General features: G+C 58.2%; 16 protein-coding genes and 2 pseudogenes. 5 read left to right on the forward strand and 13 right to left on the reverse strand.

The window, feature by feature from the left end; translation table 11 throughout:
• A pseudogene (locus ACFFAR_RS03965) lies at positions 1–376 on the forward strand (hypothetical protein); the annotation flags it as partial.
• Between the two features lie 54 nt (positions 377–430).
• Here the strand turns inward: ACFFAR_RS03965 and ACFFAR_RS03970 are convergent.
• Positions 431–1,807, reverse strand: coding sequence for an undecaprenyl-phosphate glucose phosphotransferase (locus ACFFAR_RS03970; RefSeq protein ID WP_062001177.1), 1,377 nt, complete (start codon positions 1,805–1,807; stop codon positions 431–433).
• 30 nt (positions 1,808–1,837) lie between these two features.
• Positions 1,838–3,349: a mannose-1-phosphate guanylyltransferase/mannose-6-phosphate isomerase gene (locus tag ACFFAR_RS03975; RefSeq protein ID WP_174362456.1), complete on the reverse strand. Its 1,512-nt coding sequence runs from the start codon at positions 3,347–3,349 to the stop codon at positions 1,838–1,840.
• Positions 3,350–4,594: 1,245 nt separating this feature from the next.
• Between ACFFAR_RS03975 and ACFFAR_RS03980 the strand changes: the two genes are divergently transcribed.
• Together ACFFAR_RS03980 and ACFFAR_RS03985 are read left to right on the forward strand one after the other, a co-directional pair.
• Positions 4,595–5,803: an O-antigen ligase family protein gene (locus ACFFAR_RS03980; RefSeq protein ID WP_174362457.1), complete on the forward strand. Its 1,209-nt coding sequence runs from the start codon at positions 4,595–4,597 to the stop codon at positions 5,801–5,803.
• 55 nt (positions 5,804–5,858) lie between these two features.
• Positions 5,859–6,449: a phosphatase PAP2 family protein gene (locus ACFFAR_RS03985; protein WP_062001181.1), complete on the forward strand. Its 591-nt coding sequence runs from the start codon at positions 5,859–5,861 to the stop codon at positions 6,447–6,449.
• 48 nt (positions 6,450–6,497) lie between these two features.
• On the opposite strand, the gene ACFFAR_RS03990 is transcribed toward ACFFAR_RS03985, so the two are convergent.
• From ACFFAR_RS03990 to ACFFAR_RS04020, 7 genes are all read right to left on the reverse strand, one after another.
• Complete coding sequence (locus tag ACFFAR_RS03990; protein WP_086382199.1) at positions 6,498–7,685, reverse strand: glycosyltransferase family 4 protein; 1,188 nt, start codon at positions 7,683–7,685, stop codon at positions 6,498–6,500.
• A gap of 148 nt (positions 7,686–7,833) precedes the next feature.
• Complete coding sequence (locus tag ACFFAR_RS03995) at positions 7,834–9,144, reverse strand: lipopolysaccharide biosynthesis protein (RefSeq protein ID WP_062001183.1); 1,311 nt, start codon at positions 9,142–9,144, stop codon at positions 7,834–7,836.
• A gap of 37 nt (positions 9,145–9,181) precedes the next feature.
• Positions 9,182–10,192 carry a glycosyltransferase family A protein gene (locus ACFFAR_RS04000; RefSeq protein WP_062001184.1) on the reverse strand — a complete coding sequence of 337 codons (1,011 nt, stop codon included), beginning with the start codon at positions 10,190–10,192 and terminating at the stop codon, positions 9,182–9,184.
• Positions 10,193–10,230: 38 nt separating this feature from the next.
• The gene (locus ACFFAR_RS04005; protein WP_174362459.1) at positions 10,231–11,667 is read right to left on the reverse strand and encodes a hypothetical protein; all 1,437 of its coding nucleotides are present in this window, start codon (positions 11,665–11,667) and stop codon (positions 10,231–10,233) included.
• 30 nt (positions 11,668–11,697) lie between these two features.
• Positions 11,698–12,822, reverse strand: coding sequence for a glycosyltransferase (locus tag ACFFAR_RS04010; RefSeq protein ID WP_174362460.1), 1,125 nt, complete (start codon positions 12,820–12,822; stop codon positions 11,698–11,700).
• A 62-nt stretch (positions 12,823–12,884) separates the two neighbouring features.
• Positions 12,885–15,203 carry a polysaccharide biosynthesis tyrosine autokinase gene (locus tag ACFFAR_RS04015; protein ID WP_231941489.1) on the reverse strand — a complete coding sequence of 773 codons (2,319 nt, stop codon included), beginning with the start codon at positions 15,201–15,203 and terminating at the stop codon, positions 12,885–12,887.
• Between the two features lie 316 nt (positions 15,204–15,519).
• Complete coding sequence (locus tag ACFFAR_RS04020) at positions 15,520–16,254, reverse strand: Crp/Fnr family transcriptional regulator (protein WP_062001187.1); 735 nt, start codon at positions 16,252–16,254, stop codon at positions 15,520–15,522.
• 945 nt (positions 16,255–17,199) lie between these two features.
• On the opposite strand from ACFFAR_RS04020, the gene ACFFAR_RS04025 reads away from it, so the two are divergent.
• Together ACFFAR_RS04025 and ACFFAR_RS04030 are read left to right on the forward strand one after the other, a co-directional pair.
• The gene (locus tag ACFFAR_RS04025) at positions 17,200–18,279 is read left to right on the forward strand and encodes a helix-turn-helix domain-containing protein (protein ID WP_231941490.1); all 1,080 of its coding nucleotides are present in this window, start codon (positions 17,200–17,202) and stop codon (positions 18,277–18,279) included.
• 142 nt (positions 18,280–18,421) lie between these two features.
• The gene (locus ACFFAR_RS04030) at positions 18,422–19,297 is read left to right on the forward strand and encodes an ATP-grasp fold amidoligase family protein (RefSeq protein WP_375507546.1); all 876 of its coding nucleotides are present in this window, start codon (positions 18,422–18,424) and stop codon (positions 19,295–19,297) included.
• Positions 19,298–19,404: 107 nt separating this feature from the next.
• Here the strand turns inward: ACFFAR_RS04030 and ACFFAR_RS04035 are convergent, their stop codons facing one another.
• The 4 genes and pseudogenes from ACFFAR_RS04035 to ACFFAR_RS04050 form a co-directional block, all read right to left on the reverse strand.
• Complete coding sequence (locus ACFFAR_RS04035) at positions 19,405–19,557, reverse strand: hypothetical protein (RefSeq protein WP_155524266.1); 153 nt, start codon at positions 19,555–19,557, stop codon at positions 19,405–19,407.
• 275 nt (positions 19,558–19,832) lie between these two features.
• Positions 19,833–20,018, reverse strand: a pseudogene (locus ACFFAR_RS04040) (hypothetical protein); the annotation flags it as partial.
• 80 nt (positions 20,019–20,098) lie between these two features.
• Positions 20,099–20,788: a DUF480 domain-containing protein gene (locus ACFFAR_RS04045; RefSeq protein WP_174365258.1), complete on the reverse strand. Its 690-nt coding sequence runs from the start codon at positions 20,786–20,788 to the stop codon at positions 20,099–20,101.
• 138 nt (positions 20,789–20,926) lie between these two features.
• Complete coding sequence (locus ACFFAR_RS04050) at positions 20,927–21,979, reverse strand: squalene/phytoene synthase family protein (protein ID WP_174365259.1); 1,053 nt, start codon at positions 21,977–21,979, stop codon at positions 20,927–20,929.
• Between the last annotated feature and the right edge of the window lie 121 nt (positions 21,980–22,100).

Here is a 22,100-nt window from a genome sequence, read left to right on the forward strand (position 1 = left end):
CGCAAGAAAGATCTATCTGGGCAGCGTGTTTCTTTCGAAGAAGTCGCGCGTCGACCGAAGTTCGTCCACGCTTTCGTACGCAATGATTTTCGCGGCCAAGGTTCCTGACTATGAAATCGAAAAGCGCTTCTGGCCTGACGGACATTATGAAGGCGCCGACCTGTTCCAGGGCAATGCGATCGTTCGCGTCACACCACCGCCGGGCAATGCGGCGGCGAGTCCATGGACAGTGGAATACGGATGGGCGAACGGCACGACGCAGATAACTGCCATCGACTTCACGAAGGGCGTCCCACCGGATGTGATCATTCCCTTCGACAGCGCCAGTACGCCAGGGATCAAGGGCGCGCTGCGCATGGTGGTGCGGCCGTGGTGATGACGTAAAAAAGGGCAGCGTTCGCTGCCCTTCTTCTTTCACAAATAGCGCTTGTTAATAAGCGTTCGAGTGTCGAAACCCCTTGAACACCGTTGCAGCAATGATCTTCATGTCGAGCCCGAATGACCAGTTGCCGAGGTAATACAGGTCATGCGCAACGCGCCCTTCCATCTTCTCGATCCGATCGGTCTCGCCGCGAAAGCCGTTGACCTGCGCCCAGCCGGTGATGCCCGGCTTGATCCGGTATCGATGGATATAGCCCGACACGACCTTCTGGTACAGGTCGTCATGTTCCAGCGCATGTGGGCGTGGGCCGACCACCGACATTTCGCCGCGCAGCACATTGATGAACTGCGGCAACTCGTCGAGGCTCGTGCGTCGAAGGAACGCACCTACCCGCGTGATGCGCGGATCGCCACGCGTGGCCTGCTCCACAACACCTGCTTTCTGCACATGCTGACGCATGGAGCGGAACTTGTAGATGTTGAAGACCTGACCATCGGCGCCCTTGCGGCGTTGCTTGAAGAACACAGGGCCTCGCGAACTGAGCTTCACGGCAATCGCGCACGCAATCATGATCGGCGACACAGCGAGCAAGGCACCGGCTGCGAAGATGCGGTCGAAGACCTCTTTCTGCATCAGCGCATTCGGCGGCAATGGTGAGGCAGCGAGGTTGATCGTCGGCACGCCCAGCAGGCTCGTCACGCTGCCTTCGAATAGCGAAAGCGTGCGTACGTCCGGCATGAAACGGATGTTGATGAGGTCGTCGCGGAACTCATCGACCAGTTTCAGGATCGTGCGTTCTTCCGTCAGCGGCAACGCGAGCCAGACTTCAGCCACGTTCTGCGTGCGTACATAACTGGCGAACGCCGCATGGTCGTCGAACACCGGCACGCGGGTGTTCATTTTCGTGCCGGCCTGCACGTTGAATGCAGCCGTTGCACGAAAGCCCGCGGCAGGTGCTGTATCGATCTTGCGAACGATTGCATCGCAGTGATCGCCAATGCCTGCAATAGCGACCTGCGACAAGTTCAGCCCTGCATTGCGTACGCGCCCGAGCACCGTATGCGTCACCATGCGTCCCGCGATCATCGCGGCGCCCGAAATGCCGGTCCAGTACACGAACCAGAGGCGCGACACGAAGTCGATGCGATGCAGCGAAAACATCAACGCCATGGCGCAAGCCTGCACGATGAGCCAGCTCAGCGCGACTTGTCCGGCAAGCGCGCCTTTCGAGCGCCCTCGCCACGATTCGTACACGCCGAATGCCGGAAACACGGCAAGCGAAAACGCCGCGGCAAAGGCCACGAATGCCAGATAGAAACTCCGTTGCGATACATCGTCGAAACGAATCTGTGAAGCGATGAGCGCGCCGCCCACGATCATCGAAACGTCGAACAGCCTCGCTAGTAGCTTGCTTATTCCGCGCATGTTCTTCTCCCCGAACGATTGGCTACCTGCTTAGCTGCGGCCGTACTTGTCGTCGAACCTGACGATGTCGTCTTCGCCGAGGTACGTGCCCGACTGCACCTCGATGATCTCGAGCGGCACGCGGCCCGGATTTTCCAGCCGATGCTTCACGCCGAGCGGGATATAGACCGATTCGTTTTCGCTGAGAAGAATTTCTTCTTCGCCGCGCGTGACGAGCGCCGTTCCGGTGACCACGACCCAATGTTCCGCGCGATGGTGATGCATCTGCAGCGACAGGCGAGCGCCCGGATTCACCACGATGCGTTTGACCTGGAAACGCGGACCGTTGTCGATGGAATCGTAGAAGCCCCACGGACGGCGCACTTTTCTGTGCATGTCCGCTTCGGGCGACTTCGACAGCTTGATACGCGACACAAGGCCCTTGATGTCCTGCACGCGTGACCGGTCGGCCACGAGTACGGCGTCATCCGTCTCGACCACGATGATGTTGTTCGTGCCCACGCATGCAACCAGCCTGCCGCCTTCCGAACGCGCATAGCTCGCGGTCGCGCCTTCGAACAGCACACGGCCGCTTCCCACGTTGCCGTCTTCGTCCTTCTCCAGTGCATCGCATACGGCGTCCCACGAGCCGAGATCGGACCAGCCTGCTTCGAGCGGCACGACCACGCCCTTGAACGGCGAACCGGGCTTGCCGAGGTGTTCCATCACCGCATAGTCGATGGAGTCGGATGGCGACGTTGCGAACGCCGCTGCGTTCGGGCGGAAGTATTCGTCGGTGCGCGTGGCCTCCTTGAACGACGCCACGCATGCTGCGTGCATGTCCGGCTGAAGCTGTTCGAGCGCTGCAAGCCATACCGACGCGCGCACGATAAAGATGCCGCTGTTCCACCAGTAGTTGCCCGACGCAACATATTGGCCCGCGAGTTCGGCTGCGGGCTTTTCGACAAAGCGTTCGATCATGTGCGCGCCGTGATCGAGCGAATCGCCAAGACGGATGTAGCCGAAGCCGGTGTCGGGACGTGTCGGCGGAATCCCGAGCGTGGCGATCTCGCCGGCTTGCGCATGACGTGCTGCGATATCGATCGCGCCGTGAAGCGCAGCAAGGTCGGCAATGGCGTGATCCGCCGGCATTGCAACGAGGATTGCATCGTTGCCGTCGGCGCAAGCGGTCAATGCTGCAAGCGTGAGTGCCGGAGCGGTATCGCGGCGTGCAGGCTCAACGACAATACGCGCCGTCACGCCGCTCGCACGCACTTGCTCGCCGGTTGCAAAGCGATGATCCTCACCGCAGACAATGACCGGGTCGGCAGCCACTTCCCAGCCCGCCGGAAAGCCTTTCATGCGCATCACGGTAGCCTGCAGCAAGGATTCGTTGCCGATCACGCCGATCAGTTGCTTGGGAAAATGTTCACGCGAGACGGGCCACAAACGCGTGCCGGAACCGCCCGCAAGGATCACTTGTACGAGGCGGCTGCAATCTGCTGCGCCTTCCACAACTGTTGCACCTGCGGCATCTTCCGTACCCAACTTAAGCTTGTCCATTTTCAAATTCCTTGTACTTGAGCCCGTTGCCGGGCGTTTCTCTGCGCGCTCAATATTTCTGCGCGATGAAAACGCGTAAATAATTTGCCCTGCAATGTGTCGTGGATTCCATCGCGCGGACAATTCCCGTCCCGCATTGGAAAATGCGAATCAGCAGGTCATGCGTCTCCTGGCTTGATCGGCTTGGATCGTGCCGTTGTTGTCGGCTGAGCGCGCTCGCTTGATTACGTCAACGAGTGCCGTACGTGCGCGAATCGGCGTGCTGGCAATCGCAACTGCGCCGGATGCGCCTGAAACTTTTTTTGGCAGCGCGGCTTGATCATCCAATGCCACGCTTAAGGTCTAAAGAATGAACCGGAGGTTCCTTCAAACATCCTGAGTCGACTTAGGTCCTGCATCTGAGATACGGATACACAGCGGCAAGCAACTGGCCTGAACAGCCCAAAGATGTTGTGCGACAAAGCTCTGCAGCGAAGAAGAAAACCCGGAACAACTGAAATTGCGAAGTAAGGTAGCGTTGAACGTGAGCTTGCGAGGACCAGAAAGCAGTGACCCTCTCGCATCGGCTAGCCTGAGATAACGCATGACGTTCCTGAGCCAACCAGGTTTCGAAAACGCGTGATCGATGACCGAATCATATGCAGAGTAAATTGCATTAGGGTTTTCCTGGCGTAAAGGGTTGAGGTTTTGGCGCGGACCTGTGTGTCATCCTCGCGACCTTGGCCAAGGGAATTACTGGAGGGCTGCCGCAATACGTCAGCATTGCTGATAATGTGACAGTGTGTAAATAAAATACGCTCTGATTTACCTGCATGAACCGCTATTAAGAAAACTGTATTTAAAGGCCTTACAGGTGAATACGCTTTCAAATCAACAACGTGATTACCGCAAGCATTTTGCACGATAAGCAGAGGCACTCGCGTACACATTGCTAGCGTGACCTTCCTTCAATCATCAGGTCGTTGTTCTACGCCAAAACATCTGTCTTAGACGCCGCGCTCTGCATAAGAGTTGAACGTTCCTGCATTGTGGGTCTCGAACAGGTTCCGCTAAGACCCCACATTTAAATTGGCCGGTCCCACGGGTCACCCGGGACCGGTAAAATCCCGCGTGACTGCGCGACGCATGCGTTGTGTGCTCTTCATTTTAGTGGACCACCTTGACCTGACCTGCAGTACCGTACTGGCCGCATCTTGCCGGTCGTCAAAAGAACGGCCGTGCGCCGTCTCAACATAAGGACCCGCAATGGCTTACATAACGCTGCTGGCGTTATTTCTTACCGTCACCAATCTTGTGCCTCTCAGCGCGGTTGGCTTGCTGCCAATCTTCTTGTGCGGCTGGCGCTTCTTCGGCAGAAACTATCCGCGGTTCATCACTCCGCTTGTCGCGTTCGCTGCGCTTGCTGTGATCTCGACCTTGCTGTACGACCCGATCTCTCTCGTGACCTTCGAGTTTTACAGGCGCGATGGCAACTTCTTCATCTCCTATGCACCGATCCTTGCAGGCTGCCTCTACATTCATCGATGGGATCTAAACAAGGTCTTGCGCACGTTCTACACGTTTGCCATTGTGCTGAACGTCCCTTTGTATCTGTACTACATCACGCAAAGCGGCTTGCTGGGCATCTTCACCAATCCGGACCTGAGCTTCGGCAGCTACTTCATTGCCCGTAACGCAGCGGGCGGCTTCCTCGCCATGCTGTTCTGCCTCGGTCTCGCCTGTTATCTGCAGCAACGCAGCAAGCTGCTTCTTGGGATGCTCGGATTCAACTTGCTGATGCTCTTCTCAACCTATAGCCGGGGTTCGTTGCTGGGCGCAATGGCAGTCCTGCCTTACCTGTTCCTTGGCCGCAAGCGCTGGTGCCTGGCTACGCTCATCGTCGTACTTCTCGCCGGTTCGATTGCGATGGCAATCCACAACACCGATCCCACGGTCAACTACATGGGCTACACCTTCACCATCGCGAACTCCGATGCGAAGGTCGCCAACCTCAATATCCGCTATGAATGGCTGTGGCCGCGCGCTCTCGCTTACTTCGAGCAGAGCCCGATCATCGGATTGGGTTTTGGTTCGTTCGATGACCAGATCCATACTGTCACCTCGTACTTCGGACTGGTCGGCATTCCCTCAGGGATCACCGTCGAACATAGCGATTCACATGCTCACAACTCGTATCTGAACTTCCTCGCGGAAACTGGCATAGTCGGACTGACGCTCATGCTCGCGTTCTACTGGAGGCTTATCCAGTGGGCCAAGGACGGCGCAGCGATTTCGGCCATCGCCGAGAAAGGTGTGAATTTCACTGCCTACAGATTCGTCGAGTTGTCGGCGATCTGCCTGCTCGTGATGGCGGCGACGGAGCACCGGCTGGTGTCGCCGTCGAACGTGCTGATTCTTTCGCTCGTGGTGTCGTTGTTACTGGCATGGCGTCCGCCGGCCCGCCATTCAATGTAAGCGACGGGCCGTCCCGGAAAGAGGCGGCCCATCAATACAAGGACATTTCATTCATATGTGGCCAGTGTTCACCAAGATTGGCGATGCAGCCATGACGTTACCCGCAGCGTTCATCTGCACCGTCTGGATCGCGAGATCGGATGTACGGCTGGCATTTCGCTGGGTGCTGGCGCTCGCGCTTGGCATGGCGCTCGTTGGCGTGACGAAGATCCTTTACGCCGGCTGGGACATCTCGTTTCCCGCATTTGATTTCCGCGTGATCAGCGGACACGCCATGTTGTCGACTTCCGTGTGGACCGTGGCGTTCACGCTGCTACTAAGGAGCTGGCGCCAGCCGCCTTACATCGGCGTAGTTGCCGGACTTTTGCTGGGTGCATTGACGGGACTCGCACGCGTGCATGACCATTCGCATTCGTTATCGGAAGTGGCGATTGGATGGGCTCTGGGTGTGCTGGTTGCGGCGGCAGTCTTGCGAAGCGCCTGGCGCGTGGCAACCGAGCGTTTTAGTCCCGTCGGCGTCACAGCAGCTCTGTTGTTTGTTTCGGTGCTGACCTACGGACACACCGCGCCGTTCGAACGGCTGATCGATGCTCACTCCGCCGGCCTTCATAATCGTTTTGCGGCGAATATCGCGCGATTCTTCTAGTCGGGTGACGCCTTTGTCTGGCGTCACCCGCAGCGTCACCTGCCCATCTCAGCCGTAATCCACCAGCGAATGTTCTTCGGCCGGCTTGACGTCCTTCACCGGATAGAGGAACGGCACATCCGGGCGGGCGCGCGGCAGCTTTGCATCGATGAAGTCCACCAGCTTTGCCTTGAAGTTTTCCGCCGAAAAACGTTCGGCGTTTCTCCTGCACTGCCGCGGATCGAACAGGCTCGCGTTGGCTTCGAACTGAGTGACGGCGTCCAGTAGCGACTCCGTCGTCTGCTCACGGAAGAACACGCCGGTTGGCCGTTCACGCGGAAGTCCGATCACCGATTCAAGCGCTCCGCCCTTGCCATACGCAATGACAGGCGTCCCGCAAGCCTGCGCTTCCACAATCGAAATGCCGAAATCTTCTTCCGCGGCAAAGACAAACGCACGTGCGCGGCGCAAATGGTCGAGCAGAACTTCGAACGACTGATAGCCCAGGATGGTGACATTGTCCCCGGCAACCGCGCGGATACGTTTCATCTCGGGACCATCGCCAATCACAACGAGTTTGCGCTCCGGCGTCTGCGAAAACGCTTTTACGATCAGGTCGATGCGCTTGTACGGAACCATGCGCGACGCCGTCACATAGAAGTCGTCCTTCTCGGTGCACAAGGTCATGCCCTTGAAGTCGACCGGCGGATAAAGCACCGTTGCATCGCGCTGATACGCCTTTTTGATGCGCCTTGCGATGAATTGCGAGTTCGCCAGGAGGTGGTCCACGCCGTTGGCCGAGCGCGCATCCCAACCGCGAATGTAGTGCAACAGAAGTCGCGCCATCACCGACTTCAAACCATTTGCCAAGCCTGATTCGCGTAGATATTGATGCTGCAGATCCCACGCGTAGCGAATCGGCGAATGCACATAGCTGACATGCATCTGATCAGGGCCTGTCAGAACCCCTTTGGCAACCGCGTGCGAACTCGAGATGACGAGATCGTAGCCGGACAAATCGAGTTGTTCGATGGCAAGCGGCATGAGCGGCAAATATCCGCGATACCGCTTCTTCGCAAACGGCAGCTTCTGTATGAACGATGTGTTGACCGACTTCCCTCTAAGGCACGCGCGATCTTCCAGGAAGTCGACGAGCGCGAACACATCGGCTTGCGGATAGCATTCAATGATGTGCTGGAGCACTTTTTCAGCGCCACCCGACACCACCAGCCAGTCGTGAACAATAGCAACTTTCACTTCTACCTCCTGTACGTTTAAGGCCGAAAGCGCCCTTGGATGCGCCGCTGTTTCTGGGTCATGCAAAGCGTGACGAAGACCGGCGCCTGGCGGAGCCTCACGCCGGGCTGAAACGCAAGACGCCCGGCGCTGGATTCGAAAATGTGGTTCATTCCTTGCCGCTGACTGGCGTGCGCGGACCGAAGGCAGTACGGAACATCGCAAGGGCCCGAGCCGAGCCGGGCAACAACCCCGTCATGTCGGAACGAACCATCAGGCCCATCAGCATGACGGAAAGCGTGGCTTCACCAATCACGCGCGCAAACGCCATACCGATCGCGCCATAACGCGGTGCGAGGTAAAGCGCGGCCGCAAGATTGGCGACGCCGGATGCGAGTCCTGCGATTGCAAGCAAGCGATCCTTCTTGCGCGGCACGAATACATAGAACGCGACGAACTGATTGAAGGCAGCGAACGGGAACATGACGGCAAGGCATTGCAGCACATGGGCGCTTGGCGCGAATGCGGCGCCGAGAATCAGCGGCAGGATGAAAGGCGACAGCGTCAGCGCGCCACACATTGCAAGCAAGCCGTACCCCATCAGCAAGGTCGCACCGCGACGGCTGGTGATACGCGCACCCTCGTTATCGTTTTGTGCGAGTTGGCGCGAAATGGTCGGGATGAAAACTTGCGCTGCGGGACCCATCAGGCTCAGGCCGATCGTCGCAAAGCGTTCAGCCGCGCCAAAATATCCGACCTGAGGCGGCGTGGACAGCAGCGTGAGCAGATACGTCGATGACGCCGTCAGCACCGCCGAACCCGTCGAATAGCAGAACAACATGGTCGAGCCGCGGATGAGCGGGACGATACCGTCAAGCTTGAACCGCGGGAAGCCAATATGCGCAAACGTCAGGCCATATGAAATCGCGGCAGAAATCGCGCCGGCAATCAGCAAGCTTGCAACAACCCAGACTGAGTCGGCGGGACCTCGTACTATCGACAAGATCAGGACCAGGCTGAGCGCAAAGCCGACGACCTCAAGAATGATCGGCGTGCGAAAGCGCTGGCGTCCTTGAAACAACCAGCCAAGGTTCAATGCAGACACAATGCCAAGCGCGGTTGCGAGCAGGCCCATCGCGGGGCGTGCAGCCAGCGACGGCGAACAAAGCGTGGCGACGACGCCAACGGCAATGCCTATCGCGCAAGTAAAAACCCGCGCACTCGAATGCAGCGAGAAGACCGCGTTGTGATGACTTGCCTCGTGTGACTTGGCGACGTCGCGCATGCCAACAAACGTGAACCCGTAGCTCGACAGCATCCAGATCACATTCATGAGCGACATTGCGGCCAGCACGCGGCCGTATTCCGTTACGCCAAGTACGCGTCCATAAAAAGGAATGACGACGATGAGGTACAAATACCTCATGACGTATCCGCCATAAACGAACACCAGGATCTTGGCGTTTTCTTTCTTGTCCATTCCGCTTCCTCTTAAGCTACGTGGTGCACAGGTTGCATCAGCGTGCAGCCACGCGACGGCGGGCCAACGGGTTCGCGATGTAGCGAACCGCATAGTCCGACAACGGCGCATACGGCAATAGGCACAGGCTCGACAACACGAGCGTGCCTACTTTCTTCTTAACGCCCCAAAAGGGGTTCGCCACAATCGAATGCAGGTAGCCATGCGATTCGCGCGTCATCCAGTGCCAGCGTGCAGCCAGCGGCGCGTTATAAACACCCGAACAAAAATGCGCTTTCTCGTGCGAGAAGTCGTGGAATGAAGCCGGCAATTCCACGTTCAGACGCGAGCGCGCAATTTGTTTGAGCGTCGCCCAACGCATGTTCAGCGCCTTGGGCGCCTTGGTCAGGCTTTCCGAATTCGCGAACGACACGCTGGGAGCGCTCGCGTTATGTACGCGGTAAGCGCCCAACGATTTGGAAATGGTCGCAACAGGGCCGAGCAGCGCCACGCCATAGATTGCATAGAAGTCGGCGCCGTAGCGGTTGACGCTGGATTGCGGCACCGGAAAAATTTCGCGCAGCGCACTGACGCGATATGCGTTGCCCGACGCAGGCGGCGACGGATACAGCCAGCCGCGTCTAAGCAAGCTGCCGCAGTCCGCCGGCGGCTCCGAATGTGGTACGTGCGTACCCGTCAACTCGCCTTCCGAACCGATCACGTCCAGCCGGAATTGCACCTTCGTGTAGTCGCCTGCGTTAAAGGCGCGCATGACTTCCGAGACGGCCGTGGGGTAAAGCAGGTCATCGGAATCAAGCAGGATGGCGTAGTCGGTTTCGATGATCTCGACCGCGGTGTTGTAAGCGGAGACCTGTCCACCGTTCTCCTTGAACACCGACTTGATGCGCGATCCATAACTCGCGATGATCGAGCGCGACCCATCGGTCGAGCCGTCGTCGATGACCACCACGCGCGTTGCCGGATAGTCCTGGCCCAGCGCCGAATCGATCGCTTGCGTAATGAAGCGCTCATAGTTGTAATTGCAGATGACGATGGTCACGTCTTTCATAATGCCTCTGTACGGGCTATTGATTCTGATCGACACAGTCACGCGACCTGCCGCGAACTGACGACGATATACGCCAGATGTACTGGCACTTCCGGCGCTTTCTTAGGCGCTCCATTTACGTTTTGCGGGACCTTGAAGCGGATGTTCAGGGCGTTCTGGTCCCAGGTCAGCGCAACGTCGCTCGCGGGTGCCGCCTGCCCTGTAAGCGCATCGATAAACCTCACCTCTGCACGGCTCGACACCGGCGCCTTGAGACCCGGCACCGAGATCGTCCGCCAGCCGCTTGGCGCTGCGACCTGGAACACGAGGTCTTTGTCCGAATACACCGCGCCGGCGGCAACATCCGGTCCTGGCTTCAATTGCGCCGGCACGCGTTGAAGCGCGCCCGGCACTGTCCTGTTCAACACGATCAACGCACGGCCCGAAACCGTGTACGTCCGCGGGTTTCCGCGTTGTGTGAGACGGAAGGGTTCGACTCCGTCCCAGTGGAAGACCATCGATACATACTTGTCCGGGTCATCCCAGTTCCGGTCGAGCGCCCACACCGCAAAGTCGAAGAAGTACCGCGAGATGTAGTGCGGATCTTCCATGTAGCGATCGCCAATCTCCGTCTGCCAGAGGCCGCGAGCGGGACCGTTGCGCACATAGCGCTGATACAGCGGGTCGAGCTCGGCGACCTTCATGTAGTGAATGTCGATGTAGTCGACCCAGTCGAGCATGCGTGCGTTGACAACCGGACTCCTGTATTCGAGCCACTTGATGTACGTCTCGACGCCGCCCTGGTCCGGCCAGCCGCCATACACGATGAAGCAACGGTACTTGCGTATGATCCGCGCCGCCGGTATATGGATGCGTTCCACGTAGTCCTGCATGGCGCGGTCATACACGCCGTCCTTGTCGCCGTCCGCGCTCGGACCGTGCCAGAACGTCGCCTGTTTCAGGCCTCCGGACAGACGCCCCGCCGCCTCGTTCCAGATCTGGAAGTAGCGCACGTTGTAAGGTGGCGCCGAATACTTGCGAACGACTGCATCAACGTACTGCGTCCACGCATCGACATCGACGGGCGCGGATTTCGAATCGTCGGCGATCGTGGCGTTCCAGCCCGGCGTGTAGGCCAGCAGCAAGAGCGAGCGAAAGCCATTGCGGTTGTTGCTAAGAAGCACCGGCGGCAGGTTGCTGTCGTACTGCGGACCCGTCCGGTCAACACGCATTGCGTCGTGCGCTGAATCAGGCTGTCCCGGACCCGCTACGTCGCGTCCCCAGGAAATGCCCATCTGCCGCCACATTGCAACGTCTTGCGGTGCACCTGCCCATCCATTGCTTCCGATCAACTGCGTCAGCCGGCGCGTGCCGGTGTTGCCTGGACCCGGCGCCGCGACGGCCGTCGCAGCCATCGCGTGAAACGGCACCGTCGCCACCGCCGCGATCGTTTGCAGCGCCCGCCGCCGTCCGCGTTTGTACCGCTGCTCAAACATTGGGCCACCCCGAATACGGATTCATCGGGCTTAGCCTGCGGACGTGCGCGGCGTGAGGTTGTACGGGCGCTGACTGGGGTCGTCTTGCAGGATTCGAAGCAAGTCTCGCGCCGCACGGTCCCAGCGGAACTGCTGCGCGTGTTCCAGGCCGATCTCGCGATAATGGTCTCGCAACTCGCTGTCACTCATCATCAACGCGATCTTCTCCGCAATGTCTTCGGCGGACGTCGCATCGCAATACATGGCGGCTTGCCCGCATGCTTCGGGTATCGAAGCATGCGTCGACGCGATGACTGGACAACCGCAATACATGGCTTCGAGCGGCGGCAGTCCGAACCCTTCATACAGCGAAGGGAAGATCAGGCATGCCGCGCTTTCATAGAGCGACTTCAGTTCGCCATCGGACACGAAGCCCGCCCAGATGACCCGCTTGTCTTCGGTCGCGGCGTCCAGTGCAGAGCTGCTCGCTGCCTTGAACACGCGCGAGTTCTTGCCGCCGGCGATGACAAACTTCAGATCCGGCATATGCTCCAGCAGCTTGATGGCTTCGAGCGCACGCTGCAGGTTCTTGCGCGGATCGAGACTGCCCACGATCACGCAATACGAGTCCTTCGAAAGCTTGAGGCGATCGATGATCGCCGGCTCCGGAGCAATGCGGTCAAGGTGGTCCGCGCCGGGAGGCAGGACCACAACGCGCGACTTGTCGAGCTTCAGGTGATGACAAATACGCTCTTGCGAGAACGTCGAGATGGTCAGGATCAGCGGCTGAAGGCGCGGCAGTATCGAAAATCGCAGCTTGTACCAGAGCAGGAATTTCTTCGAGAACGCCTCGGGTACGTCGAACACGGCCATGTCGTGAACCATCACGATCTGCCTGCGTTTGAAGAGCGGATTCGTGTTGCACAGGTTGACGAGCGTTGTTCTTCTCGATGCGATCGGCAACGTGATCTGTTCCCACAGGTTCCCGCGAAACCACGGGAAGCGCCGCTGCCGCTTGAGCAACGTGCCGGGCGCCACGGCGTCCTGCGGCACGAAGACTTCGAGCTCCTTGCCCGGCATCGCGCGCATCTGCATTGCGCGCGTCAATTCGAATGCAACTCGCTGTACGCCGGTGATTCTCTGCGACGTGAACTTCCCGTTAATTGCTATGGCCATTGCACTTTCCCTTGAACGATGTAGCGCGCTCCCGGCGTGGGCGCGCTGTTGAGGCAGCGAATTCAGTGAACCGTCTCTACGTCACCGTGGTCGCTTGCATAGTTCGTGGCGTAGCCATAGCCGCGGTTGCTTCGTTTAAGCGGTATTCCGTTGAAAACCGCGCCCGCAATGCGCCCTTCTGCACGCGCGAGCTTCCTGACCGTATCGGAGATTTCTTCTTCGCTTTGCATGCCCGAGCGCAGCACGAGCAACGAAGAACCTGCTTCGCTCGCGATGATCGACGCATCGGTTACGGCGAGGAACGGAGGCGTATCGACAATGACGAGGTCGAACTGCTTGCTGAGCCGGTCGAGCAATTCCTTGAACCCGGCTTGCATGAGCAAGGCAGCCGGATTGGTCGGACGTACACCGCACGAAAGGAACGACACGCCTTCCACACCAACCTGGCGAATTGCGTTGCGCACCGGCAAACGGCCGGACAGCACTTCGGCCAGACCGCCGCGATTACGTTGCTTGAAGAATGACGCAAGATGGCCGCGACGCATGTCGGCGTCGATCAGGAGAACCCGCGATCCCGTCTCTGCGTGCAGCACGGCCAGGTTTGCCGCCACGAAACTCTTGCCCGCGGACGGCGTGGGGCCGGTAACCATCACGATATTGTTCGGTGCGTGAGCGAGGTCGCGTGTCAGCGCGGTGCGAACAGCGCGCAACGCTTCGACAGACGGATCATGCGGGAAGCGTGCGGCAAGCACCCTGCTGCCCAGGCCATCCAGCGTGCCTGCGTCGCTGAAATCGCCTACGGGCTCTGCACGCGGGAACGGCAATCCTGCCTTCATTGCAGGTGGCAATGCCTTCTTCGGCACGCCGGCGCTGCTCGGATCGAGACGCATTTGTTGATGACTGAAGAGGACTTCACCGAGGACCGGCACGCTCAGGCGACGCTCCACGTAGCGCGGATCGGTCACGCCGATCATCACGTGACGGCGCATGAACACGAGGAACACGCCCGTGAGCAGACCCAGCACAACACCGCCGCCAAGCACAGCCGGACGATTCGGCTTGACCGGACGATGCGGACGCACCGCGGAATCGACCACATGCGCGCCGCCCGACGTGCTTGCACGACGCACGGTCAGTTGTTCGGCCTTCTGGACCATGCCGAGGTAAATCGTTTCAGCAACCTTCTGCGCGCGGATCAGATCGACGCTCTGACGCTCGGACGAAGGCATGCTGCGAAAGCGTCCGTCGAACTCACCCTTCGCCTTGTTCAACTGGGCGAGTTGCGTATCGACGTTTTGCACCCAGCGGCTGTTCGGCGTAAAGCGCTCGAGCAGTTGCGTGCGTTGCAATTGCAGCGTGGCAATCTGCCGATCGAAGTCGATACCGCCCTGAAGGAACGACTGCGCTTCAGCGGTCGGCTGCATCGAGTTCGAGGTCGACCGGTAGCTCTTCAACGCTTCTTCCGACTTGCGCAAGTCGGACAGCAAACGCGGCAATTCACCGTTGATGAACGCGAGCGTTTTCGTGTCGTTGGATTGACGGCTTGCGACAGCCGCTGCAAGGTACTGCGCAGCCAGCGCGTTGGTCACTTCAGTCGCTTTCGCGGGGCTCTTGTCAGCGTATTCGATTTCGATCAGGCCCGAGTCCTTGACCTTGTCGCTGACTTTCACGGTGTCGGCGAAACGCTTGACCGCATCGAGGTCATTCCAGCGGATCACTTCGAACGACGTACCCGGACGTGCAACAAGTTGCTTCATCGTGATGGACACACCGTTGGCGCTGGCGGGAACACCGACCATGCCGCTCACCAGCAATTCGTTCGATGGACCCCGCAGTTCGTAGCGACCACCATCGAGCGCAATGAGCTTCAGCTTTTCTTCTTCCAGGCTTTGCGGAACATCGAGGCTTCCGACCTGCACACGCTCGCCGCCCCAGGCAAACGACTTGAGGCCGAGCCAGGGCGCCGACGGTTCACCCGGCGTCGCGAATTTCTCCGCTATATCGCCCAGCAACGGGAACGTGCGCGGCGAGACCGAGACATCGAAGCGATACTTTTCGATCACTGGCTCGAGCACGGAACGGCTGCGCATCACGGCCATTTCAGCGCTGGGTGCGGGTGCAGGCGGCGGCAGCGTTTCCTGATTCTGCAGCGCGATCCCCAACTGGTTCTGCTCCGGCGGATCAACGCGGATGAGTACATCGGCGGAATAGATCGGGGGTGCAATGAAGATATAGGCCACCGCCAGCGCGACGACGACTACAGTCGCGACCAGGATCTCCCAGATGTGATCCCGCATCAGGTTAAGCATGTCCTTGGCGCTGAGTTGCCCGCGCTCATGGCCTGCAGAGGGATTTAGCGAATTTGAAGGGTAGTAATCCACCGGCGTATTCCTTCGATGTTCAAAGTATGTCGCGACCGTGCGGCGAAGGCGCCGCTGTCGGGTAAAGCCGCACAACCCGCGGCCCGCTAAAAGTGATGAAAAGGACGGCTCGCCGCGTTCAAGCGATCTGCCAGTCCATGACGAAGTAATCGCCTATGGAAATGCGGAGCGTGTTCTCCGCTGACTTACCTGAAAATTTTCGAGACATTTCATAGAGCTTTCCACGATCTGTACTCCAAAATGTTTAAGCATCTGACCTTTTTTGATGAATGTCTTGCAGTCGGTCCACGCAGTTCGGCCAAGTACCGAGCCCCCGTCACGCGACTTCCTCTCTTGCCGGCACGCGCGGCAGCAGTCTGCTGAATTCCCGCGCCACGACCCCGTAACACGCACACGCATGAGCTCTCAGCCCTTCGCGATCGCTTACGGCGATCGAACGCCGGCCGGTGTGAATCACGCCGGCGTCCTGCAACTTGCCCGCCGCCGCGCTGATGCCTTCGCGCCGGACACCCAGCATCTCGGCAATCAACTGGTGACTCACATGTAGTTCATGACCCGGCGCACGGTCTGTTTCCAGCAACAGCCACCTGCACAACTGCTCGCTGACCGAGTGGTACCTGTTGCAGATTGCGGTCTGCGCAACCTGTACTAACAAAGCCTGCATGTAGAGCAGCAACAACCGCCTGAGTCCGTCCGAATTCGTGAACTGCTGCTGCAAGGCTGTAGCCTTCATCCGGTATGCGGTTCCTTCGAACTGCACCTGGACGCTCATCGGCATCGTCTTGCCGCCTGTGAGAACCGGTACGCCGATCATTCCTTCGGCACCGACCGCTGCAACCTGGTTGGACGATCCATCCGCCATCCGATAGATCAGTGACACGACCGCTGTTATCGGAAAGTAAACGTGATCAATGGCCTGTCCGCTCTCACACAGTACTTGTCCTTCCCGAAGCGAAACAGTTTCAAGGAACGGATGCAACGCTTGCCACTCACGAACGGGTAACGCGTCAAGCAGATGATTCGTGTGTCCTTCATCGTCGGCCATTAGCATTTAGAGTGCCCTGTTGTTATCCGCTAGAAATGCGTGGTTCGCAGTTGCCCCGACCATTGGCCTATCTGTTCGCGAGTCCCTGAAAGGTGCACATGCAAGCGTGACGTGCATAACAACTCACGCCCTGGTGCAACCGCAGTTTCTGCGCCAACGCAACACGCCTGGCTCGTTAAGGCATCGGGATCAATACGTCATACGCTGCGAGCGGTTGAACACCCGGATCGCGGACAACAGTTCCGATTTGATAAAAACGCAGACCCCGAACCCGCCAAAATTGCCGCAGATCAATCTGCAGCCTTAGACGTGTATCAGGTTGGATTCATGGATTCGCCGCGACGCACTTCATGCTGGAGGCTGATCCAGGCGCCGAAAGCGCTTTCAGAAAGGGCCGTGATCGAACACCCGAATCATCAGAGGAATGCAAACACAACTTCCCTTTCATGTTGCGTTGAAGCATAGACCGGGGAAATGGAATGAAATCGGTCAAGGCTTAAAATCTAGAACTATTGGCCGATTATGTTGAACCCTTTACGGGTTTCTTAGGGAAAGAAAGAATTGTTGCGATCTGCAATATGTGTAACAGAAATTGTATATCTAGAATCTTTTCGGTTTTTCTGGTCTTCTGCTACATGCGGCAAAGAGTTGTACAGATCATGTCTAGCAGGAACGAATCTGGCTAAAGTCTTGTTCTGTATAGAGTTCAACAAAAGCTCGAACAACCCTCTTCGTGCCTTTTATCTTTTTTATATTAATAATACGGATCGGAAATTCTTTCCGTGGCTCGTTAATATACAAGCAGCTCTTTCGATCAAGAGTAATTATTTCTTAATTAAGCCGCTGCATTCGCCATTCATTAGGACCGCTCCGCCAAACTGTCAGTCGGTTATTGCGCGGAGCTACGCTGTGTTGCACAAAGTCATGCTTGCAGCTTCGGAGGATTAAATAGTGGACACGTTGACGGACTTTTATCGGCCTAGCGACATACATCACCGGGATGAATCTAAAGTTAATAAACGGCACATCGGGCTGCTGGTCTCAAATGAATGCTCGGTAACGAACGCCGGAGCGATCGGCGAGGCATTCCGCCTGGCAAATGAATTCGAGCAAGCGGGCGGCGGCGAGCCCCCGTACCGGCTTTCAGTGCTGTCGGAATCGGGTGGCTTCATCACGAGTTCCTCGAGCATCTCGATCTGGACCCAGAAGCTTGAGACTTATGCGTTGATGGACTTTCATGCGTTCTTCGTCGCCTGCCGCGATACGGACGCAGCAGGCGGCCCTGACGATCGCCTCCTGTCATGGATGTCGCATCCGACCCGCGACGCGTCCCTGCGCAGTCAGCCGGGCGCGAATTCCGTCTTTGATCCAAAGAACCTGGCGCGGTCTCCTGTGCCGATCTTTTGGTTCAAGGACGCACCGGTCGCAGACTGGTCAACCACGACGACGCCCGCCGACATGGCCCTCGCGCAAATCGAACGAGACCTGAGCGCCGACACCGCGAGAAGAATCGCCCGCGTTCTGCAACCCCACGCTGTTCAACGCACGAAGCCAGACCTCGACGACCTGAACGCACGCACGACAACCGAGAAGATTCACGAATCTGCCCGGTGGATCAAGGAAAACTACAGCAAGCCGATCTCCGTTGCGCAAGCGGCAGAATCTGCAGCCATGAGCAAGCGCAACTATCTCCGGCGCTTCAAGTCCGAGTTCGGCGTGACCCCACTGGAATATCTGATCCGGACGCGCTTCGAAATCGTGTGCACCTTGTTGATGGATACCGACCTGCCTATCGACAAGATCGCACGACGCTGTGGCATGGGCGACGGAAATCGATTGGGACGATTGTTCAGACAACGGTTTGGCGTGTCGCCCATGCACTTCCGGTCGCGCGGGCAGATTCGTGCGGGCGCGCAATCACTTAACGCGGCCGACGCAAAAGATGCAATGAGCAAGTCCTCTCAACAGGACGCCGCCTTGCTCGAACGAAGTCTGGCCGCGCTTACCACCACGGATGGAAAGCATGCGTAAAACCAAGACAGGGCAGTTCGGCGAGTGGAATACCGCGCCGAACGCGGGTAACTCTTCAGCGATTCCGCTGAAGGAGATCGTGGTTTCGAACCAGACGGCTTCGGCGACTGCGCCCGATGCGCCGCTGAAGAAGCCCGCCACGATGCAACCGACCGCTTCCTTGAGCAGAAAGATCAAGGAAGGCGCGAAGTCGATGCTGCCCGATGCACTGTTTCTCGCGCTGATGCATCGCAAGTTCATTGGCCGTTTCCCGAGGTTGCTGCATCCGGTTACGTTCAACGAGAAAATCTTGCAACGTAGCATCAAACCCGATTCTCGCTATGCCGACTTGACTGACAAGCTGACGGTTCGTGACTACGTGAGAACCAAGCTTGGCGAAGAGCATCTGGTCCCACTGATAGCAGCACCTGACAGCTTTACCCAGTCGGTCTTCGACGCCCTGCCGAACTCGTTCGTAATGAAGGCGAATCACGGCAGCAGTTTCGTGGAAGTGGTGAAGGACAAGACGCAAACCTCCTTCGAGAAGCTTCAGGTGCTCGCCGACAGGTGGCTGGCGACCGATTTTTATCGGGTTGGACGGGAACGTCACTACACGGAGATCAAAAGACGGATCTTCTTCGAGAAACTTCTGCTCGATAAAAGCGGCCAGATCCCGGCTGACTACAAGCTGCACTGTTTCGGCGGGAACGCTGGACGGCCTGCCATGTACATACTGGTGATCTCGGACCGGTTTGGGAACAACACGCATGGCGACGTCTACGACATCCACTGGAATCACCTGGATATCGCTATCGGCTATTACAAACGCAGCGATACGCCCGCTCCCGCGCCCCACAATCTCAAGGCGATATTGGATACCGCGGCCATTCTGGCGGAAGATTTCGACTACGTCCGGGTGGATTTGTACGCGCCTGATAGCGAAATTTATTTTGGCGAACTCACATTTACACCAGGCGCCGGCGTCCTCCCGTTCACACCGGATGGCATCGACTATGAGTGGGGACGATTTTTGATGTGAGACCGGTGTGATGGATATGCGACCCCTGTAAAAAATGAGGCAGAGTTGAAATTAATACAGGAAGCCTAAATAAACCGACTGTTGTTCTTCGCCGAGTTTCCCCCGCGTTATTTGTCGCCAAAAATCTTTCTGAAGCACTCCCTGCCTTTTCGCGTAAAAATCCCGCCCAGACTGAGCCACACTGCCGTTACGACGAGCAAAAAAATCATGACGATCATGCCGAAGAACGACTTGGCATCGACAAATTTGATCGGCTTCATCTGCGCGCTCATTGCGTGTGGAGTAGTGTCGGGTGGTGATGCGAATGACGGTAGGGTGCACCGGAGTGGCAATCTGACTTAACTGAATCCGCTAACAGTCTACAGCGCCGATACATGCGTTGCCAGTCTGGACAGAGCAAGAAACGGGCACGACTATCTGATGGGGCACCGTCAAAATAGTTCGCTTCGCTCTCCATGCAACGAGCCGGGATAGCGCGATGCCATCCCGGCTTTCATGGACCACAGAAGAAAATCAACAACAACGTACGTCAGTGTCAATCGTCTGCGTGCGCCGCTGTAAATCCGGTGAACGCTGCGTAGGGAGCGTTCACCGGCGCGCCGTTGATCGTGATCCCGTACGTGCTGTTATCACTGTCGAGCACGTAATACATGACAGACTGGATGTTGTGGCTCCTTCTTGCCGCATAGAATTCGCCCAGTTGAGTCGTGTTGTAGTTCGCAATCGGAATCCTGATCATTATCCATACACACGTACGTAGATTGGCACGCGAGGCTCTGCAACGCACCACGCCCATTTCCCTCACTCCTCGGCCTTGATCCCCAGTTCCCCAGCCATCCTCTCGACCAGCACGCGTAAGCGCGCGACTTCCTCGGCCAAGCGCTTCTGCTCCGCTTTCAACAGGTCGAAGTCGTTATAGGGAATCGAGTCATCGACCATTGCACCCGTCGATACCTCGCTGATCGCGACCTCGCCGCACAACAAATGCGCCCAGCGGCTTTCGCGCTCGCCCGGTGTACGCGGCAACTTGACCACGCGGGGCGGCTCGTTTTCAGCGAGTTCGTCGAGGAACGCTTCTACCGACGAAATATCCGCAAAACTGTGCAGGCGCGCAGCATTCAGCCGCAACTCGGCAGGCGTCTGCGGACCGCGCAAGATCAGCGTGGTCAACAACGCGGCAGCCTGGCTCGGCACGCCCAGCGAACGGGTGATGTTGTGTTCGAAGCGCGGCACGCGACTGCTGCTGCCCTCGAATACCAGGCTCAGGCGCTTGAGTTCATCAATAGCTGTCAGCACATCGGCCTCGGTAACGTTCATTACCGGTGAGCGCGCAGTCTTCTGATTGCAACCGAGCGTCAGTGCGTTCACCGACAGCGGATAAGCATCGGGCACCGTGTGCTGTTTCTCGACGAGCACGCCCAGTACGCGCGCCTCCAGAAGTGTCAGGGAACGCATTGCGGGACGTGCGGGGGCATCGGGAGTGGAGTTCATGCGTGACAGAGCCAGTGCTGCTACTTGAATTCTGGTCCGGTTCGAGCCGGGCGGAGAGTCGTCTTGTAAGAACGACGGCCCCTATGATATCCGCCCTGCCGCATCCCGAGAATACGGCGGCACTCCTCCGCGTTTTTCTCAGCCGTTGAGGCGCGCTTCAATGCGCTTAATCAAGCGGTCAATCCATGCGCGCAGCATTCGATCCGATGGCTCGAGCAATGTCGAAGCTGCAACGATCTTGTACACCTTGTTGCGACCGATCTTCGAAATTTTCGCGGGATCGAGCCATTCGTCGTTATTGACGAGAAGTACCAGCGTTTCCAGGCCGATCAACACCGGCCACAGACACGAAAGCCTCAGGCGGACCGAGCGTGCTGGAATGGCGAACGTGTAGTCGACTGCCGCGCGGTAATGGTCCAGCGTCAGGCGCAACAGTTCGAACAGCAGCGGTTGTGCACGGCGCGACGCGCCTGGTGTGAGCAGATCCTCCAGCGACAGACCGTATCGGTTAAGCATGGGCGACGGCAGATAACAACGCCCGATGCGCAAGTCCTTGCTGCAATCACGCAGCACATTGGTCATTTGCAGCGCCTTTCCGAAACGAACGCCGTTCGACAACGTGATCCCCGGCTCGCCCTTCAACGTGCCCGGCATGTGCGCGTACGTCATCCGCGTCCAGAATTCGCCCACGCAACCGGCGACCAGATAGGTGTAGGTGTCGAGTTCTTCGAGCGTATTGAGCGCAGCAATGCGGCCCGACGATTCATCGGGGAACGTATGCAGGTCGAATTCCATGCCCTGCGTCAGTGTAGACACGATCCCGCGCACGGCTGTCCGGTCGGCGTCGCTCAATTGCGACAGCACCGTCAATGCGCCGCCGAGCGATTCGAGCAGCACCTTTTCATCGGAGAGACTTTGCTGGCCTGCAACCTCCTGCGCGAGGCGTTCAGTCAACGTACCGTCATCGGGCGCGCCGTTCACCAGGTTGCGCAGCGATAACAAGAACTCCAGCCGCTGCGTCGGCGAAATCAGCGAAGTATCCGCGATCGTGTCCGCGGCGCGCGCCAGCAGGTAAGCCAGCCCGATCGGATCGCGCATCCCGACAGGCAGCACACGCAGGGTGAGGTAGAAGGACCGCGAGACGCCCTTCAGGAGCGGGCCAAGGAGTACGGCCCGGGATGGATTACGCATTGGATGGAATCTGGTCGGTGTTGGACAAATCAGGCGCTGCCGAATTGTATCTGCGTTCCGGCGGAGGTTCCTTTATTGCCCGCTTACCGCGCCATCCACCCTGCAAACATCATTCGCCCAG

This window comes from uncultured Caballeronia sp., from assembly GCF_964243625.1.
Taxonomy (GTDB): Bacteria; Pseudomonadota; Gammaproteobacteria; order Burkholderiales; family Burkholderiaceae; genus Caballeronia.

Bases quoted from the DNA above. Each gene is read 5' to 3' on its own strand.
- ACFFAR_RS03970 (WP_062001177.1), bottom strand. From the start codon at position 1,807: ATGCGCGGAATAAGCAAGCTACTAGCGAGGCTGTTCGACGTTTCGATG.
- ACFFAR_RS03975 (WP_174362456.1), bottom strand. From the start codon at position 3,349: ATGGACAAGCTTAAGTTGGGTACGGAAGATGCCGCAGGTGCAACAGTT.
- ACFFAR_RS03980 (WP_174362457.1), top strand. From the start codon at position 4,595: ATGGCTTACATAACGCTGCTGGCGTTATTTCTTACCGTCACCAATCTT.
- ACFFAR_RS03985 (WP_062001181.1), top strand. From the start codon at position 5,859: ATGTGGCCAGTGTTCACCAAGATTGGCGATGCAGCCATGACGTTACCC.
- ACFFAR_RS03995 (WP_062001183.1), bottom strand. From the start codon at position 9,144: ATGGACAAGAAAGAAAACGCCAAGATCCTGGTGTTCGTTTATGGCGGA.
- ACFFAR_RS04000 (WP_062001184.1), bottom strand. From the start codon at position 10,192: ATGAAAGACGTGACCATCGTCATCTGCAATTACAACTATGAGCGCTTC.
- ACFFAR_RS04005 (WP_174362459.1), bottom strand. From the start codon at position 11,667: ATGTTTGAGCAGCGGTACAAACGCGGACGGCGGCGGGCGCTGCAAACG.
- ACFFAR_RS04010 (WP_174362460.1), bottom strand. From the start codon at position 12,822: ATGGCCATAGCAATTAACGGGAAGTTCACGTCGCAGAGAATCACCGGC.
- ACFFAR_RS04020 (WP_062001187.1), bottom strand. From the start codon at position 16,254: ATGCTAATGGCCGACGATGAAGGACACACGAATCATCTGCTTGACGCG.
- ACFFAR_RS04030 (WP_375507546.1), top strand. From the start codon at position 18,422: ATGCAACCGACCGCTTCCTTGAGCAGAAAGATCAAGGAAGGCGCGAAG.
- ACFFAR_RS04035 (WP_155524266.1), bottom strand. From the start codon at position 19,557: ATGAAGCCGATCAAATTTGTCGATGCCAAGTCGTTCTTCGGCATGATC.
- ACFFAR_RS04045 (WP_174365258.1), bottom strand. From the start codon at position 20,788: ATGAACTCCACTCCCGATGCCCCCGCACGTCCCGCAATGCGTTCCCTG.
- ACFFAR_RS04050 (WP_174365259.1), bottom strand. From the start codon at position 21,979: ATGCGTAATCCATCCCGGGCCGTACTCCTTGGCCCGCTCCTGAAGGGC.